This window comes from Methylobacterium sp. Leaf104 (genome assembly GCF_001422885.1).
GTDB lineage: Bacteria > Pseudomonadota > Alphaproteobacteria > Rhizobiales > Beijerinckiaceae > Methylobacterium.
On record NZ_LMMZ01000014.1, the window covers coordinates 1 to 15,080 of the forward strand.

A 15,080-nucleotide genomic window follows, 5' to 3' on the forward strand; every position below is an offset into this window, starting at 1 on the left:
GACGAATATCGGCCTGCTCGGCGGAAGCGTCTCCGGCCGCAACAGCGTGGGCGGGCTGGTCGGCTCCAACGCCGGCGGTGGTACGGTGAGCAACGCCTACGCCACCGGGGCCGTCTCCGGCAGCGGCAACGACGTGGGCGGGCTGGTCGGCTTCAACGGCGGCACGCTGACGAACACCTACTGGGACAGGCAGTCCACGGGGCAGACCGCGGGGATAGGCAGCGGCACCACCGCCGGCACGACGGGGCTGACCACGGTGCAGATGCAGGACCTGTCCTCCTACGCCGCCAACTTCGCGGGCTTCGACTTCCAGACCGTGTGGGTGCCGCCGAACCAAGCCGGACAGGGCGGGCAGGGCGCCGCCATCTACCCGCAGCTCGCCAGCCTCTCGCGCGTCGTCGCCGTCACGCCGAGCTCCAGCCGCGTCTACGGCACCAGTCCCGGCCTGATCGCCTCCTATGCCGGCCTGCGGCCCGGCGATTTCGTCACCACCCTCGGCAGCCTGAGCACCACCGCCACCGCGACCTCGGATGTCGGCCGCTACGCCGCCACCGCCGCCGGCACCGCCGTCACGAGCCCGGCAGGCAACAGCTACCGCATCCTCTTCCTGCCCGGCACGCTGAGCGTCACCCCGGCCACGATCACCGTGGCGGGCGCCACCGGCGTGACCAAGACCTACGACAGGAGCACCGCCCTCCCGGGCGGCAGCACCGGCTTCACCAGCGCGGGCGTCCTGTTCGGCGACGCCGTCACGGTCTCGGCCGGCAGCGCGGTCTACGACAGCGCCCGCGCCGGCAGCCGCGCGGTGCTCGTTGCCGGCCTGTCGCTGAGCGGGGCCAAGGCGGGCAACTACGTGCTGTCCTCCTCCGCCGTCACCGGCTCGGGCACGATCGATCCGCGCCCGCTGGCCCTTGCCGGGCTGACCGCCCGCGACAAGACCTATGACGGCACCACCGCCGCCGCGCTCGGCGGCACCGCCACGGTCACGGCGATCGGCGCCGACGTGGTCTCGGTGACCGGCACCGGCATCGGCACCTTCGTCAGCCGCAACGCCGGCAGCGGGAGCCCCGTGACCCTGTCCGGGTTCGGCCTGACGGGCCCGGATGCGGGCAATTACCAACTGAGCCTGCCGACGCTGTTCGCCGACATCGCCCCGGCGACGCTGACCTTCACGGCCACCCCCGCGGCGCGGAGCTACGGCGCCGTCAACCCGGTGCTGACCGGGACGGTGAGCGGCTTCGTCCCCGGCGAGAATGTGGGCAGTGCCACCGCCGGCACGCTCGCCTTCACTACGCCAGCGAGCGCATCGAGCAATGTCGGCCGCTACGCCGTCTCCGGCGGCGGATTGAGCGCCAACGACGGCAACTACGTCTTCGTCCAGGCCGCGGGCAACGCGACCGCGCTCACCGTCGATCCCGCTCTGCTCACCGTCACCGGCACGAGGACCTACGACGCCACCACCGGCTTCCGCTTCGGACAGCTCACCGTCAGCGGCGGGGTCGTCGGCGAGGCCCTCACCCTCACCGCCGGATCCGGCATCGCGGCCTCGGCCGATGCCGGGACCCATGCCGGATCGCACCTGACCGGCCTCGGTCTCTCGGTCGCCGGCGGCAACGGGCTGGCTTCGAACTACCGCCTCCCGGCCACCGGCACCCTCACCATTACCCCGGCGACCGTCACCGTCACGGCCCAGGGCGGCCGCTCCGTCTACGGCGACACCCCCGTCGGCCCGGGCCTCTCCGCCACCGGCCTCGCCGGCGGCCAGGATGTGGGCGTGCTCACCGGCCTGTCCAGCAGCTTCGGCCTCGACGGCCGGAGCGCGGCCGGCTCCTACACCCTCACGGTGACGGGCCGGCTCGGGAACGGCAACTACCGGCTCGGCGCGATCGAGGCCGGCACCTACACCATCGATCGGCGCCCCCCCACCGTCACCGCCGACGCGCTCACCCGGGTCTACGGCGCGGCCGACCCGGTCCTCGGCTACACCCTGGGCGGGCGCGGCCTCGTCAACGGCGACCGGCTGAGCGGAGGCCTCCTCACCGCCGCCACTGCCGGCAGCGGGGTCGGCCGCTACGCCATCGTGCAGGGCACGCTGGCCGCCTCGGCCGACTATGCGGTGAGCTACCGGGGGGCCGATCTCACCGTCGCCGCCCGGCCGATCACCGTCACCGCCGACCCCCAGGTCCGCGTCTACGGCGCGGCCGACCCGGTCCTCACCTATGGCGTCGGCGGGCTTGGCCTCGTCGCCGGCGACCGGCTGACCGGCGCGCTGGCCACCGCGGCCGAGGCGGACAGCATGCCGGGCGCGTACGCCATCACGCAGGGCAGCCTGTCCGCCCCGGCCGACTACCGGCTCAGCTTCGTCGGCGCGGAGCTCACCGTCCTGCCGGCGCCGGCCCAGCCCGGGCCGCGGCCGGTCGCTATCGATCCCGCCGGCCTCGCCAGCACCGCCGAGCGCGCCGCCCGCCTCGGGGGCCACCCGGTCGCCTCCGCGCTGCCGCTCCTCCTCGGCCTCGGCCCCGACGGCGTCCTGCGCGTCTCCGACCCGCGCTTCGACGCCCCCCTCGTCTGCACCGGCCCGCAGGGCGGTTGCTTCCTCACGCGGCTCGCGCCCGCGCCCGGGCCGCAGGCACGCCGGTCGGCCGCCGCCCGCTGACCCCGATCCGGATCCCGCCGCAGCCATGACCCTCCTGCCCCCGTTCCACCGCGCCGCCGTCCCCCTCGACCGCGAAGCCCATCGCGGCTGGCACCTCGCCCGGCTCCGGCGCTTCGGCCTCGCCCCGCCGCCGCCCGCGGCCCCCGCGCCGACGGTCCGCGACCGGGAGAAGGCGGCGCGCCCGCTTCGCGCCCGCCACGGCCCTCCTGGCCGCGACCGCGCTGCTGGCCGGCGGCGCGCTCCCCCTCGGTGCCGCCCTGGCGCAACCGTCCGGCGCCCCGGCGCCGCCCGCGGCACCGGCCGCCGCGCCGGCCCCGGTCCCGTCCGAACCGGGCGTGACCACCGCGAGCTACGGCGATTGGGTCCTGCGCTGCCAGCGCGTCGACACAGCCGAGAAGTCTCAGCGCCTGTGCGAGGTGTCGCAGGGTGTGCAGGTCCAGGGACAGGCCGCGCCGATCGCTCAGGTCGCGATCGGCCGGGTGCCGGGCGAGGCCACCCTGCGGGTGACCGCCCTGCTGCCGGTGGCGGTGAGCTTCCCCTCGACCGTCTGGATCGGGCTCGACGACAAGGAAGCCCAGGCCGGGGCGCTCGACGCCGCGTGGCGGCGCTGCCAGCCCGGTGGCTGTCTCGCCGACGGGCCGATCAAGGACGCGGTACTCAAGCGCTGGCGCACGGCCGAGACGCCGGGCCGGCTGCTGTTCACGGAGGCGGGAGGCCGGGAGGTGACGATCCCGCTCTCGTTCCGCGGCCTCGGCCCCGCCCTCGACGCCCTCGGCAAGGAACAGCGATAAGGACGACCGGTCCGGCCCTCGTGGCCGGGCATCGAAGCGGGAGCGACGATACGAGCACGATGGGGACGCAGCACTCTCGGATGGTCGGCCTCGCGACCGTCCTGTGCGCCGCCGCGACCGCTGCCCCGGCCGATGACGGTCGCGGCCTGCGGCGCACCCGCGATCCGAACCGGGTCGGCCTCTCGGGCCTCTCCCCGGTGACCTGACCGGCTGGCTTTGGACCGGGCTGATTGAGAGGATCAGCCAGGACCGAAGGAATCGGACATGCGGCGAGGTCGGAAGACGAGCGCGGAGCAGGATGTGCTGAAGCTGCGCCAGATCGAGGTGCCGACAGGCCAGGGCAAGAATTTGTCGCTGGCGTGCAGGGAGGCGGAGATCTCCGAGCAGAGCTGTTACCGCTGGTGCAAGGAGTACGGCGGCCTCCAGATTGATCAGACCAGAAAGATGAAGGATTGGAAGCGCGAGAACGCGCGGCTGCGGCGGCTCGTGCCTGACCTGTCCCTGGACGGGCAGGTGCTGGCGGACGTCGCCTCGGGATCCGTGTGGCCCCGAGCGACGCCGGCAGGCGGTCGACGGGGTCCGGGAGAAGTACGTCCTCTCGGAACGTCACGCTTTCCGGATCGTCGGTCAGCACCGGGGCACGCAACGCTACGGGCAGACCGTGCTGGCCGACGAGGATGCGCTGACCCGCGCCATCCTCGCCCTGGCGTCCGAGTCCGGGTGCAATGGCTCCCGCCGCGTCACCGCACTGCTGCAGGCAGCGGGCTGGCAGGTGGGCAAGGACCGGGTTCAGCGGATCTGGCGTCGCGAGGGGCTCAGGTCCCGCACGAGCACCGGCCGCGGCGCCGGCTCTGGCTCAACGACGGCTCGTGTGTGCGGCTGCGGCCGCTCTACCGCAACCACGTCTGGAGCTTCGACTTCGTGCAGGCTCAGACCCACGACGGGCGGAGCCTGCGCATCCTGACGCTGATCGACGAGCACAGCCGGGAGTCCTTGCCGCTGAAGGTGGCCGGACGCATCGACAGCCTCGGCGTGATTGAGGCGCTGGCCGATGCGATGTGCCTGCACGGCATCCCGGAGCCCATCCGTTGCGACAACGGCCCGGAACGGAAGGACCGCGCAGCGAGCTGATCGCGAAGGCACTACGCAAATGGGTCGCCAAGACCGGCCCGCAGATCCAGTATATCGCGCCGGGCGCGCCGTGGAAAACTGTTACTGCGAGAGCTTCAACGGCAAGTTTCGCGAGGAATGCCTGAGGCAGGAAATCTTCTAATCACTGAAGGAAGCGCAGATCATGATCGGGCTCTAACAGAACACCTACAACCGCGTCCGGCCGCATTCGTCGCCGGGCTATCGGCCGCCCGCACCTGGCCCATTGCCGGGTCTGGCCTTCCAGCTACCGATGGCACTGGCCATGCAGTAGCCTCCCTCTCGGATCGGTCCAATATACCGGTCAGGTCAGGTGACGCCATGACCGGGCCATCGCCAAAATCATCGAGTGTACCACCTCGGTGTATCGCCACGACAGCCGCAGGCACTTGTAATGCTTGTGCCTTCTAAGATTTCAGGAACTTAGGAATGTAGTGGCGGAGAGGGGGTCCGCTATACTTGGGTCCAGAGATGTTCGCTTGCGTCTAGTAGGGCCAACAGAATCAGTGGCTTACGGAGATTGCAAGCTACCGAAGTCCACCAGAATCCGCTACGATCCACGTCAAACGTTGGGGTGATTGTTGGGGTGGCGGGTATGGCGCATGCTGTGAAGAAGCTGAGCGCGAGAGCGGCGGCAACGCTCACTGCTCCTGGCCGGCACTCTGACGGGAATGGGCTTTATCTTGTTGTGGACGCGAGTGGCGCGAGGCGCTGGCTCTTCCTCTTCCGCTGGCAGGGCAAGCTGAAGGAGATGGGGCTCGGCGGCTTGTCCAGCGTTTCTCTGGCTGAAGCGCGCGAGAAAGCGGCAGCCGCCCGCCAGATCCTCAAAACCGGCAAGAATCCCATAGAGCAGCGCAGAACGGCCAAGGAAGAGCGGCTTGCTGCAGTGACTTTCGGTGTCTTCGCCGAGGAGGTGGTGAAATCCCTTTCTCAGGGCTTCCGCAACGACAAACACAAGGCGCAGTGGTCCTCGACGTTGACGACGTACGCAGGCTCGCTCTGGACCAAGCCCATCGATGAGATCGGCACCGAGGACGTTCTAAGCGTCCTCACACCCATCTGGCAGACCAAGAGCGAGACCGCATCACGGCTGCGCGGGCGGATCGAGCGCGTGTTGGATGCTGCAAAAGCTAAGGGCCTGCGAACGGGTGAGAACCCGGCGCTTTGGCGAGGTCATCTCGACAAGCTTCTGCCGGCCCGTCGGAAGCTGACGCGCGGCCACCATGCGGCCATGCCGTTCGACGACGTGCCGGCCTTCATGGCCGATCTTCGATCGCGTGACGCCATGGCAGGGCTTGCCTTGCAGTTCTGCATCCTGAACGCTTCACGCTCCAGTGAGGTACTGGGCGCTCGGTGGAGTGAGATCGACCGCAAGGCGAAAGTCTGGACGGTTCCAGCGATGCGCATGAAGGCCGGAGTGGAGCATCGCGTGCCGCTCACAGACGCTGCGCTCGCAGTCCTCGACCAAGCCGAAGTGGTCCGACGCGGCGAGTTTGTGTTCCCAGGCCAGAAGCCGAACCGGCCCCTGTCCATCATGGCCATGGAGATGATGCTGCGGCGGATGAAGGTGGAGGTGACGGTGCACGGCTTCCGTTCCTCCTTCCGTGATTGGGCCGGCGAGTGCACTGCCTTCCCTCGTGAGATCGCAGAGACGGCGTTGGCGCATGTCGTTGGGGACGCCACGGAACGAGCTTATAGGCGCGGCGATGCATTGGAGAAGCGGCGAGCTCTGATGGAGGCGTGGAGTGCCTTCATCAGCACCAGCAACCCAGTGGACACGCAAGCGCACGTGGCCGGCCGATAGGTAATGTTCCGAATCCCAGCTTAGCTTAGGTGCAGCACGTATCACTGGCCCACCCCTCCGCCTTGGGTCTGGATAGCGTTTTTATGCGTGGGCTTGGATCCAAGTTTATTATGGCTAAACCGTATGTTCCTCCGGGCTACATAGGCCTAATCGATGCGGCGAAAATACTCGCGGCAGAGCTTTACCCAAACAGATGGGAAAGAGGGCGCATTCCAGAAGCAGAAATCTTAGTTTGGGACGGACTTGAGATTTCGTTGAGCCCAGAATTGATCGAGACGCATTTGCAGGTTCTTGTAGAAGAAAATTCTCCAGAAATGATTGACCGATATTGCGACTTCCGCGATGCGCAAAAGCTATTACGCGATGCACTTGTTTCAGGTAAAATATATGGATGCTATTTTGATGATGAAGGAAAGCAGATTGAGATCTCGAGTAATTGGTGGGCAGCTCCAGTGGCCGAGGACATGTTATGTGCAGGGATGGTTTTGGTAGACGAGGGAGACGTCGACACAATTGTTACCCGGTATATCCTCTTGCCTAAAAAGCCAATCAAATTGGCCCACATCCGCCAAACGGATGACGTTGAACTACCTCCAATAGAAGTTGTCGCAGGTGATGTGGTGACTTACAAAACTGGTGCAGCCGGTCGACCGACCTCTATTCCGCTGATCTTGAGAGAGGCCCGGAAACGTATCGACGCAAACGAATATTTCGCGAACCAGAAAGAGTTTTTCGATAGTTTAGGGAAGTGGTTATCGGAAGTGCACCCCAACGCGGCGGTGCCTTCAGCGAAGACAATGAAGAACAATCCTGATCTTCGGACGCTCTGGCAGTCCTATAAGGCGGCTCGAAGCCCTTTCTCCCCGCCGGCCTGAAATAGGGCCCGAAATTATCGAGGCGCCTTCGAATTTCGGGCTCTATATCGGGCCCTAGAGCTCGGCCCAACGTCCTCGAACTCCAGCGAACTCGCTAGGGAATTCGGGGAATCAAAATGCCTCAAACGAACCACTCCGAACATGACGCTCCGCTCGCCCTTGGTATCATCGATGCCGCCCGTGCTGCTGGTGTAGGTCGCTCGACCGTCTTTGAAGAGATTAGCGCCGGTCGTCTAAAGGCTCGAAAGGCAGGCCGTCGTACGCTGATCCTCAGAGACGATCTCGCAGCTTGGCTGGCGAACCTGCCCCACCGCAGCGCCATCGCGCCGTAGCGCCATGGCCGAGATCATGCCGCACCACCCTTTCCCGGGCCTCTACACAGACGATCTGGTGACAGAAGACCATGCCGCTCGCATTTTCGCCGAGCGACATACCGGCAAGCTCCTTTACTGCCATAGTTCCGGCACTTGGCACGAATGGACGGGCGCCGCGTGGGTACCAAACCGCGTTGGATTGGCATTTCAATGGGCTCGCAAGATATGCCGGGAGCTGGGTGGGGGCCAAAAACCCGGAGCACGTGTAACTGCCGGCAAGACGTCCTCTGCTGCCGGAGTTGAACGCTTTTGCAAGTCAGACTCTGCATTCGCGGTCACAGCAGATGTTTGGGACTGCGATCCTTGGTTGCTGGGGACCCCGGGAGGCACCGTCGATCTGCGCAGCGGCATCTTGCGGCGCGCCGATCCGGGTGATCGAATCACCAAGCTGACGGCCGTCGCTCCATCACGGACCACGAGTTGCCCATGTTGGCTTGCGTTCCTCGATCAAGCCACACGATCAGACGTTGGCCTGATCCGCTTCCTGCAGCAGTGGTGTGGGTACTCGCTGACCGGATCAACGCGTGAGCATGCCTTGGTGTTCGTCTATGGACCCGGCGGCAACGGTAAGAGCGTGTTTATCAACGTGCTGATGGGCATCTTGGCCGAGTACGCCAAGGTCGCAGCGATGGACACGTTCACCGCTTCGAAGGGAGATAAGCACCCCACTGACATGGCGATGCTTCGTGGTGCCCGCCTTGTCACGGCCTCCGAGACTGAAGAGGATCGTGCCTGGGCCGAGGCACGCATCAAGCAGCTTACCGGCGGCGACCCGGTCACGGCTCGCTTTATGCGGCAAGATTTTTTTACGTTTGTACCTAGCTTCAAGCTTACGATCGTAGGCAATCACCAGCCGATGCTGCGCAACGTCGATGATGCAGCCCGACGCCGCTTCAGCATGGTGCCCTTCGTCCACAAGCCCAAAGCACCGGATAAGGATCTTGAGGAGAAACTCAGGAACGAGTGGCCGGCGATTCTCCGATGGATGATCGAGGGCTGTCTCGACTGGCAGATACACGGACTGGTGCGCCCAAAGAGCGTCATCGCCGCGACGGAGACGTACTTCGCCGAGCAGGATCTCATGGGCCAGTGGCTGAATGAGGAGTGCGACGTACGGCTGGACGACCCGAATATGTGGTACCGAACAACGGACCTTTTCGCGGCTTGGACCTCGTACGCCCGCACTGCCGGGGACGTGCCTGGAACGCTCAAGTCTTTCGGGCCAGCGATGCGACGACACGGTTTGCTGCCTCATCGCTCAAACACAGCACGCGGCTTCAAAGGCGTGAGGCTCAAGTACCAGCCCGAAACAAACGGTGACGGGTGACGCTTTGTGACGCCAAATCTCTATTACAGGCTTTATACACGTACGCGCGCGCATACACAGTGAAATGGGATTGTGACGTCACCAAGCGTCACCCGTCACCTTTGAAGCCAGTCTGCTGAGTTCGCTTATCGCTGAAGGCTGCCGGCAGAAACAGGCTGCCTGCCTTCTCTGCCGGCTTTCCCTACTTTGCACCTCGCCTGCTCAAGGAACATTTATGTTTATCAGCACGCCAAATGGCATCCTCAACACCAGCCATGTTCGTTTCATCAGAGAGAATGCGGGCGAGCAATCATGTACCGCAACGATGTCCGACGGATCAGAGAAAACGATTGACGTTGGCATTAGGTCGTTCGGTAAGCTGTGCGGTACGATCACCGAAGCACCAAAGGGATTTCTGCTGAATAGGCCAATCTTGCCGCTTGGCTTTGCTGTGCCTGATGGGCGGAGTGTCACTTCGGAAACGATCATCGCCTTCCGCCATCGTGGAGGTGGGCTGACTCCAGTTCCTATCACCGCGGCGGGAGAGCTGCAGCCCATTCTGGGCGATCTCTATGTAGTCCAGGAGCCAAGCGGACGGTGCATCGGTCCGACTGGCTCGTTCGACAGCATCCAGAAATTTCTTGAAGACTGCCTAAAGTGTGCGCAGCCGAACTACAGCGACTCAGAAGATGACGAGGTCATCTAAAATCACTGGAAGTGGGCAGACGCTCATCTCGAACGGGGTTGAGTTAGCGTCGGGCAAAGCGCACTATTTAAACACTGTTCAAAACAGTACGTCGCTTTCGTAGCGGGATCGTAGGACCGAGCCATGACCAGCAGGAAGCCGGGTTTTCAGCCTGGACAGAGCGGCAACCCAGCCGGGCGCCCGAAGGGGGCACGCAGCCGCGCTACGTTAGCCCTGGAAGCCATCTTCGAAGGCGAGGCAGAGGCAATCACTCGCAAGGTGATCGAACTGGCTCTTGAAGGCGATACGCAAGCCCTGCGCATGTGCCTGGACCGGCTTGCGCCAGCTCGGAAGGATCGGCCCGTCATCCTCGATTTGCCCGAGATAGAAACGGCCTCCGACCTTCCACGCGCCACCAGCGCCCTCTTGCAGGCTGTTGCCGCGGGAGACATCACGCCATCCGAAGCGTCCGACCTCGGCAGGGCTATTGATGCTCACGTACGCGCCGTTGAGGCCGCGGACCTTCATCAGCGCTTGCTAAGGCTCGAGGAGCGCGGGCTGCGATGAGGAACGTCACCGCAGACCGCCGCCTTCGGCGTTTGGAGTCAGACCATACCATCCGCGGCGACGTCGAGCGGGCTACAGATGCTCAGCTCTACGCGCTTATTCGCGACGGCTACCGTGAGTTAGTCTCCCAGCACGGCAGCCTGGCCAAGGCAGCAGAGATGCTTCGGCAGACAGGAGATGCCGGTGACGCGGCCCTCGCCGTCGTCATTGAGGAGGACTCGACAGCTCCTCATGCGTTGCACTTCCGTGGCCCGCGAGCGCAAGGCCGAGCTACGTACCTTTGAACGATCGATAAGACATATCTAAAGTAGCTCAACCGCAGCCTATTTGGGTTCCAGTTTGCGCCAGAAGCGGACGAGCCGCTCCCGACCCAACCACGCCGTAGAAGTTGGTCGATAGCAAACCCAAAAGCAGCCATCCATCCGGCGGCTGGAGGCGTCCGAGCGCTTGGCTGACTGCGCCATAGACGCAGCGATCCACTCTCGTCGCGTGGCCAGACGTAGTTAGATGCTCATCGAGAAGGTTGCTCAGTCGTTCCAAGCGAACAGAGCTGTCGTTCTTGCCCGGCAACGGGAACACCTCCATCACGAGGGCCTTCGCTTTTCCTCCGACCACCCCGAGCCAGCGCCCGATGCCGAACTTAATGGAGTCCAGCCTGCGTGCCGCCGCCGAAGGCCTTGTCGCGCTGGTGGCGGCCTGCAATCGATTGCGCCTTCCGAGGAGGCAGCACCCCTTTGTAGTCGGTGTCCACGCGCCGATGCGCGAGGAGTTGACCCTGCGGGATTTGCCCGTGACCGGGACGATCCCGGTGGGGCTCGAGGGCCGCTACCTCAAGATGGGCGCCAACCCCGCCCGCCCGACGACGCGCGGCCACGATTGGTTCCTGGGCGACGGCATGGTGCACGGTCTCTGCATCGAGGACGGAAAGGCCCTGTGGTACCGTAACCGTTGGATCGGCTCGCATGCAGTTTCCGCAGCGCTCGGCCGCCCCGCTGCCCCGGGGCCGCGCCGCGGCGACGACACCGTCAACACCAATGTCGTCGCGATCGGCGGCCGCGCTTTTGCCGTGGTCGAAGCTGGCAGCTTTCCCGTCTTTTTATCCGAGGACTTGGAGACGCAGCGCTACGATACGTTCGACGGCACCCTCGCCGGTTCCTTCACGGGGCACCCGCATCGCGATCCGGCGACCGGTGAAACACATGCCATCGCCTATGACGGCCGCGTCTGGGATAGCGTGCGCCACGTCGTCATCTCGCCCCTGGGCCAGGTCGTGCGTGACGTAGCAATCCCAGTCGAACACGGCCCTTGCATCCACGATTGCGCGATCACAACCCGCTTCGTCGTCGTGCTAGACCTGCCCGTCACCTTCTCGATGCGGGCAGTGCTGGCAGGACACCGCTTCCCGTTCCGCTGGAACCCGGCCCACCGCGCCCGCGTCGGCCTGCTCCCGCGGCATGGCACGGCCGCCGACATCATCTGGTGCGCGGTCGAGCCGTGCTTTGTCTTCCACGTTGCCAATGCCTACGAAGACGCTGATGGGCGGGTGATCCTCGACGTCATCACCTACGAGAGGGTGTTCGCCTCGGCAGGTGGCGGCCTCGATGCACCGGGCCGGCTGGAGCGCTGGACAGCCGACGCCACGACGGGGCGGGTCGACCGCCGGGTGATCGATTCCGCGGCGCAGGAGTTCCCCCGGATCGACGAGCGTCGCTTCGGGCAGCCCCACCGATACGTCTATACGGGCTCGGTCCCCGCCGACGGCAACACGCAGCTCTTGGGCGCGACGCAACTCTATAAGCACGATCTGGAGACACGGGAGCGGCGCGTTCACGAGTTCGGCCCCGACCGCGTACCAGGCGAGTTCGTGTTCGTGCCGGCGAGGCCCGAGGCTGAAGAAGACGAGGGCTGGCTCGTCGGGCTCGTCGTCGACACGGTGAGTGATACGACCGACTTCGTCATCCTCAACGCGCGCGCATTCGAGGCGCCGCCCGTCGCCGCGGTGCACCTGGGGCATCGGATCCCGCCAGGCTTTCATGGGAACTGGTTTCCAAAGTCGTGGGCCGAGTGACCGTCTCTGGATGCTTCGGCAGTTGATCCGCTTTCCTATGTAATATCTCATGGGGCGCAGGATTGTCCCGTAATGCCCGGGAAGCCGAAATGCCCGTTGCGAGCGACCCGAAGCCTGCCGTCATCCAGGATCACGGAGGAAAGCCGTTCCTCCCCGGCTTCGTGCCCGGACCGCTGGGACCGACAGGTCTCGCTGCCATCGATGCCTACCAGCGGGTAGAAAACGACCTCTCGGTCGGCCAGATCTACCTGCTCGACAACCCGCTGCTGCGGGAGCCCCTGTCCCTGGGACCAGTTAAGCCGCACCTACTTGGCCATTGAGGCAGTACGCCCGGCCTCAATTCCATCTATGCGCACCTCAGGCGCGCCCTTCGATTGCAGATTATACGAGGGTGAGCTTAGGTGGCTGGACGGGCTCGGCCGCAAGCCGTTGAAAAATTCCAAGTACGGACTCGGGTGACGCCTGCGTTGCCGCCCCCTTGGCTACGTCATCCTGGGACCACATCCAGGTGCGTGCAGGGTCGCTCCGCATGGACCAGGCGGGAAACAGTCGCTCGGTCGCATCCGCATAGACGAGTCGCGTGATCTCCAGGTGCCGTTCGTCCTGGACGATCCGCGCATAGGTCGCATCGAGAGCGTCTGCGTTGCCCTCCAAGAGCTGGAGATAGATGTCGCCACGACAAACCAGAGCGCCGGTCAGACCGTCCCGCGTGTTGCAGCGCCGCGATTGGGTGAGGATGCCATCCAGGGTGGATTGATCGAATCCGAACGGACGGGACGCATAGACGAGCTGCACGAGCTTCATTTGGCTAGCCTCCGATCGCGTTACCTTCGAAACCTTGGGGTCACCCGCAGGAGGCGGTTTGGGTGTCAGCCCGCCGCCTTTCTTCGAGGCCGATCTCGAGAAGCCGCTGCGCCAGCAGGACAGCCGTAGGCGCGTCGACGGCGGAGGCATCCGCGCCGACCCGCTCGACGAGTTCGGGCTTATCGAGGAAGACAGGCCCCCCCACCATGATACCGACCGAACGGTTCCGGGAGACGTCGCGGATCGACTGGATCGAGGCCGTGAGCCCTTCGATGCGGGTCTCGCAGCTCAGCGTGAGTCCGACGACATCGAACGACGTCGATCTCACGAGGCTTGCGATCTGCCCCGGGCTGGACGCCAGGCCACTCGTGACCTGCCATCCTGCGACCTGCAGGAACTGCTCCACGACGGCCACGCCAAACGTATGCAGCTCGCCCGGTGCCCCCATCAGGAGGGCCGCCCGGGCCTCGTCGTGAGCGGAGAGCTTCGTTTCGGATCGGTATTGCGAGAGGAGCAGCTGGAGGCGGGCAACGCCCACGGTCACCTCGATGAAGTCGCAGAGGTCCTCGTCCCATAGGCGTCCGAGCAAGGAGGCGGCCGGTGCAAGGAGTTCGAGGAACATGCTCTCGGTCGAATGGCCTTTGGCCAGGTGATCCCTGACGGCGTCCGAAGCGGCCGAGAGATCCGAACCGAGGAGGAGCTGCGTGAAGGCTTCGATCTGTTGCGCGTCAGGTTTGGCGAGCGGAGCGCTCGCCGCGGGCGCAAGCTGCGGGTGAAGCAGCTTCAAACGCGGGATGATGTCTGTTTCGACGATGCGGCTGAGAGCTAGGGCGCGCTGGCGGCTGTCCTCGGCCGTGCGTTTGCGCGCATAGGCAAGCCGAACCTCCGAGACCCAGCCGGCGGGTCGCGCCGACGGATCAGTCCACGCAGTGGTGGACAAAGCGAGGTTTGACATGGTCCGCTCCCCCGAACGCTCTTCCTGTGCCGGGGCGATTGTCGGTCGATGGCCGTGCGCCTCTTGGACCCATCAGAGCGCCGCGCCGACGGAATGTAAAGGCGCTCGCGAAAAGTTCCCGGCTCAACGTGTGCTTTGGTCCGCTCGACAATCCAGAGGGGGTATTCTTGTATCCGCCCCGCGCGCGCTCATCGATCAGGACATCGACGCTGCAGGGATATGGCTGGAAAGTTGCCGAGCGCTGCCGCGACTACAGGCGCCCGAGCGTATGGAGTGGACCCGTGTCGAGTTGCTGCAGGATGCGCGTCAGGGCCGCGATATTGTCCTTGTCGTCGGTGCTTTCGAGGGCGTCCTGCAAGACGACGCGGATGTCCTCGGCTTCGACCTTCTCCATGTCCCAGTTCGGATAGAGCCGCTCCCGCTCTTCCTCACTCTGGCTGAGCGTGACGAGATCGTGATGGCGGGGATCACCCTGGAGGCTCGCGACAAGATCTTGCATCTGGGCCGCCGGCCCCTCGATCCATTGAAAGAAAATGCCACTGCCGAAGACCAAAACTCCGGTGATGCCGCGAGCGAGATTGTTCCGCTGGGCCGCCTCGACAATCCGGTCGACCTCCGCGTCATCGACGCCATCGGCGGCACGGCTGCAGTAGACGAAGTGATACAGAGCGGGCAGAGCGCCTTCGTCCAACTCAGCGCCACGGAGAAAGCCGTATTCGTCCAACATGGGTGGACCCTCTCCAGGGATGCTGGACGAGCCGTTCTGCCCAGCATGAGGACGGCAGGATAGCGCATCTCACCGGATTTGAAACTGGACTTGGTTGCCCAGGTCTTTGCGCCGATATCGCGGGTTCTCCCGCGTGATGGGCCCGTCAGCGCGAACAGCCTCGGCCAATCCCGCCTTTCACGTACCCCTTGAAGGACTGTCTCGAACATGAGGCGCGAGCGCGTAGCGAGGTGACAGCATCCGTTACCGAGTCTTGCTGCCCAGCTGGCAGGCTTCGAACTGAAGAGCGCTGTCTTCGGGTATCCATGGTTTCAACCCG

General features: G+C 65.0%; 13 protein-coding genes and 2 pseudogenes. 12 read left to right on the plus strand and 3 right to left on the minus strand.

Translation table 11 applies throughout. The features are described from left to right. The 12 genes and pseudogenes from ASF49_RS24070 to ASF49_RS11950 all read left to right on the plus strand — a co-directional run. Window positions 1-2,656, plus strand: a 2,656-nt coding sequence (locus tag ASF49_RS24070) for an MBG domain-containing protein (protein WP_244472830.1), incomplete at its 5' end; no start/stop codon positions are given. Between the two features lie 335 nt (window positions 2,657-2,991). Beyond that, window positions 2,992-3,447, plus strand: coding sequence for an invasion associated locus B family protein (locus tag ASF49_RS11915; RefSeq protein ID WP_243214898.1), 456 nt, complete (start codon window positions 2,992-2,994; stop codon window positions 3,445-3,447). A 59-nt stretch (window positions 3,448-3,506) separates the two neighbouring features. Then, window positions 3,507-3,653 carry a hypothetical protein gene (locus tag ASF49_RS23625; protein WP_156652983.1) on the plus strand — a complete coding sequence of 49 codons (147 nt, stop codon included), beginning with the start codon at window positions 3,507-3,509 and terminating at the stop codon, window positions 3,651-3,653. A gap of 58 nt (window positions 3,654-3,711) precedes the next feature. Then, window positions 3,712-4,870 (plus strand): annotated as a pseudogene (locus ASF49_RS11920) (IS3 family transposase). 321 nt (window positions 4,871-5,191) lie between these two features. After that, window positions 5,192-6,400 (plus strand): tyrosine-type recombinase/integrase, encoded by a 1,209-nt coding sequence (locus ASF49_RS11925; RefSeq protein WP_056472969.1) that lies wholly within the window; start codon window positions 5,192-5,194, stop codon window positions 6,398-6,400. Between the two features lie 110 nt (window positions 6,401-6,510). Next, entirely contained in the window at window positions 6,511-7,275 is a 765-nt protein-coding gene (locus ASF49_RS23630) for a hypothetical protein (RefSeq protein ID WP_156652984.1), read from the plus strand. A gap of 116 nt (window positions 7,276-7,391) precedes the next feature. Further along, entirely contained in the window at window positions 7,392-7,607 is a 216-nt protein-coding gene (locus tag ASF49_RS23065; RefSeq protein ID WP_082511194.1) for a helix-turn-helix domain-containing protein, read from the plus strand. A gap of 4 nt (window positions 7,608-7,611) precedes the next feature. Next, window positions 7,612-8,976 (plus strand): phage/plasmid primase, P4 family, encoded by a 1,365-nt coding sequence (locus ASF49_RS11930; protein WP_056472885.1) that lies wholly within the window; start codon window positions 7,612-7,614, stop codon window positions 8,974-8,976. A 214-nt stretch (window positions 8,977-9,190) separates the two neighbouring features. Then, window positions 9,191-9,661: a hypothetical protein gene (locus tag ASF49_RS23635; protein WP_156652985.1), complete on the plus strand. Its 471-nt coding sequence runs from the start codon at window positions 9,191-9,193 to the stop codon at window positions 9,659-9,661. Between the two features lie 123 nt (window positions 9,662-9,784). Continuing rightward, window positions 9,785-10,207 carry a DUF5681 domain-containing protein gene (locus ASF49_RS23070; protein WP_082511196.1) on the plus strand — a complete coding sequence of 141 codons (423 nt, stop codon included), beginning with the start codon at window positions 9,785-9,787 and terminating at the stop codon, window positions 10,205-10,207. A gap of 643 nt (window positions 10,208-10,850) precedes the next feature. Then, the gene (locus ASF49_RS11945; protein WP_409565191.1) at window positions 10,851-12,275 is read left to right on the plus strand and encodes an 8'-apo-carotenoid 13,14-cleaving dioxygenase; all 1,425 of its coding nucleotides are present in this window, start codon (window positions 10,851-10,853) and stop codon (window positions 12,273-12,275) included. An 89-nt stretch (window positions 12,276-12,364) separates the two neighbouring features. Further along, window positions 12,365-12,592, plus strand: a pseudogene (locus ASF49_RS11950) (hypothetical protein); the annotation flags it as partial. Window positions 12,593-12,656: 64 nt separating this feature from the next. Here the strand turns inward: ASF49_RS11950 and ASF49_RS11955 are convergent. From ASF49_RS11955 to ASF49_RS11965, 3 genes are all read right to left on the minus strand, one after another. Continuing rightward, window positions 12,657-13,079 (minus strand): BLUF domain-containing protein, encoded by a 423-nt coding sequence (locus ASF49_RS11955; protein ID WP_056472901.1) that lies wholly within the window; start codon window positions 13,077-13,079, stop codon window positions 12,657-12,659. A gap of 40 nt (window positions 13,080-13,119) precedes the next feature. Beyond that, a complete protein-coding gene (locus tag ASF49_RS11960) occupies window positions 13,120-14,034 on the minus strand; it encodes a cobalamin B12-binding domain-containing protein (protein WP_056472904.1) in 915 nt (304 codons plus the stop codon). A 250-nt stretch (window positions 14,035-14,284) separates the two neighbouring features. After that, window positions 14,285-14,761: a BLUF domain-containing protein gene (locus ASF49_RS11965; RefSeq protein WP_055955782.1), complete on the minus strand. Its 477-nt coding sequence runs from the start codon at window positions 14,759-14,761 to the stop codon at window positions 14,285-14,287. Window positions 14,762-15,080: the final 319 nt, after the last annotated feature.

Bases quoted from the DNA above. Each gene is read 5' to 3' on its own strand.
- ASF49_RS23625 (WP_156652983.1), top strand. From the start codon at position 3,507: ATGGGGACGCAGCACTCTCGGATGGTCGGCCTCGCGACCGTCCTGTGC.
- ASF49_RS11925 (WP_056472969.1), top strand. From the start codon at position 5,192: ATGGCGCATGCTGTGAAGAAGCTGAGCGCGAGAGCGGCGGCAACGCTC.
- ASF49_RS23630 (WP_156652984.1), top strand. From the start codon at position 6,511: ATGGCTAAACCGTATGTTCCTCCGGGCTACATAGGCCTAATCGATGCG.
- ASF49_RS23065 (WP_082511194.1), top strand. From the start codon at position 7,392: ATGCCTCAAACGAACCACTCCGAACATGACGCTCCGCTCGCCCTTGGT.
- ASF49_RS11930 (WP_056472885.1), top strand. From the start codon at position 7,612: ATGGCCGAGATCATGCCGCACCACCCTTTCCCGGGCCTCTACACAGAC.
- ASF49_RS23635 (WP_156652985.1), top strand. From the start codon at position 9,191: ATGTTTATCAGCACGCCAAATGGCATCCTCAACACCAGCCATGTTCGT.
- ASF49_RS23070 (WP_082511196.1), top strand. From the start codon at position 9,785: ATGACCAGCAGGAAGCCGGGTTTTCAGCCTGGACAGAGCGGCAACCCA.
- ASF49_RS11945 (WP_409565191.1), top strand. From the start codon at position 10,851: ATGGAGTCCAGCCTGCGTGCCGCCGCCGAAGGCCTTGTCGCGCTGGTG.
- ASF49_RS11955 (WP_056472901.1), bottom strand. From the start codon at position 13,079: ATGAAGCTCGTGCAGCTCGTCTATGCGTCCCGTCCGTTCGGATTCGAT.
- ASF49_RS11960 (WP_056472904.1), bottom strand. From the start codon at position 14,034: ATGTCAAACCTCGCTTTGTCCACCACTGCGTGGACTGATCCGTCGGCG.
- ASF49_RS11965 (WP_055955782.1), bottom strand. From the start codon at position 14,761: ATGTTGGACGAATACGGCTTTCTCCGTGGCGCTGAGTTGGACGAAGGC.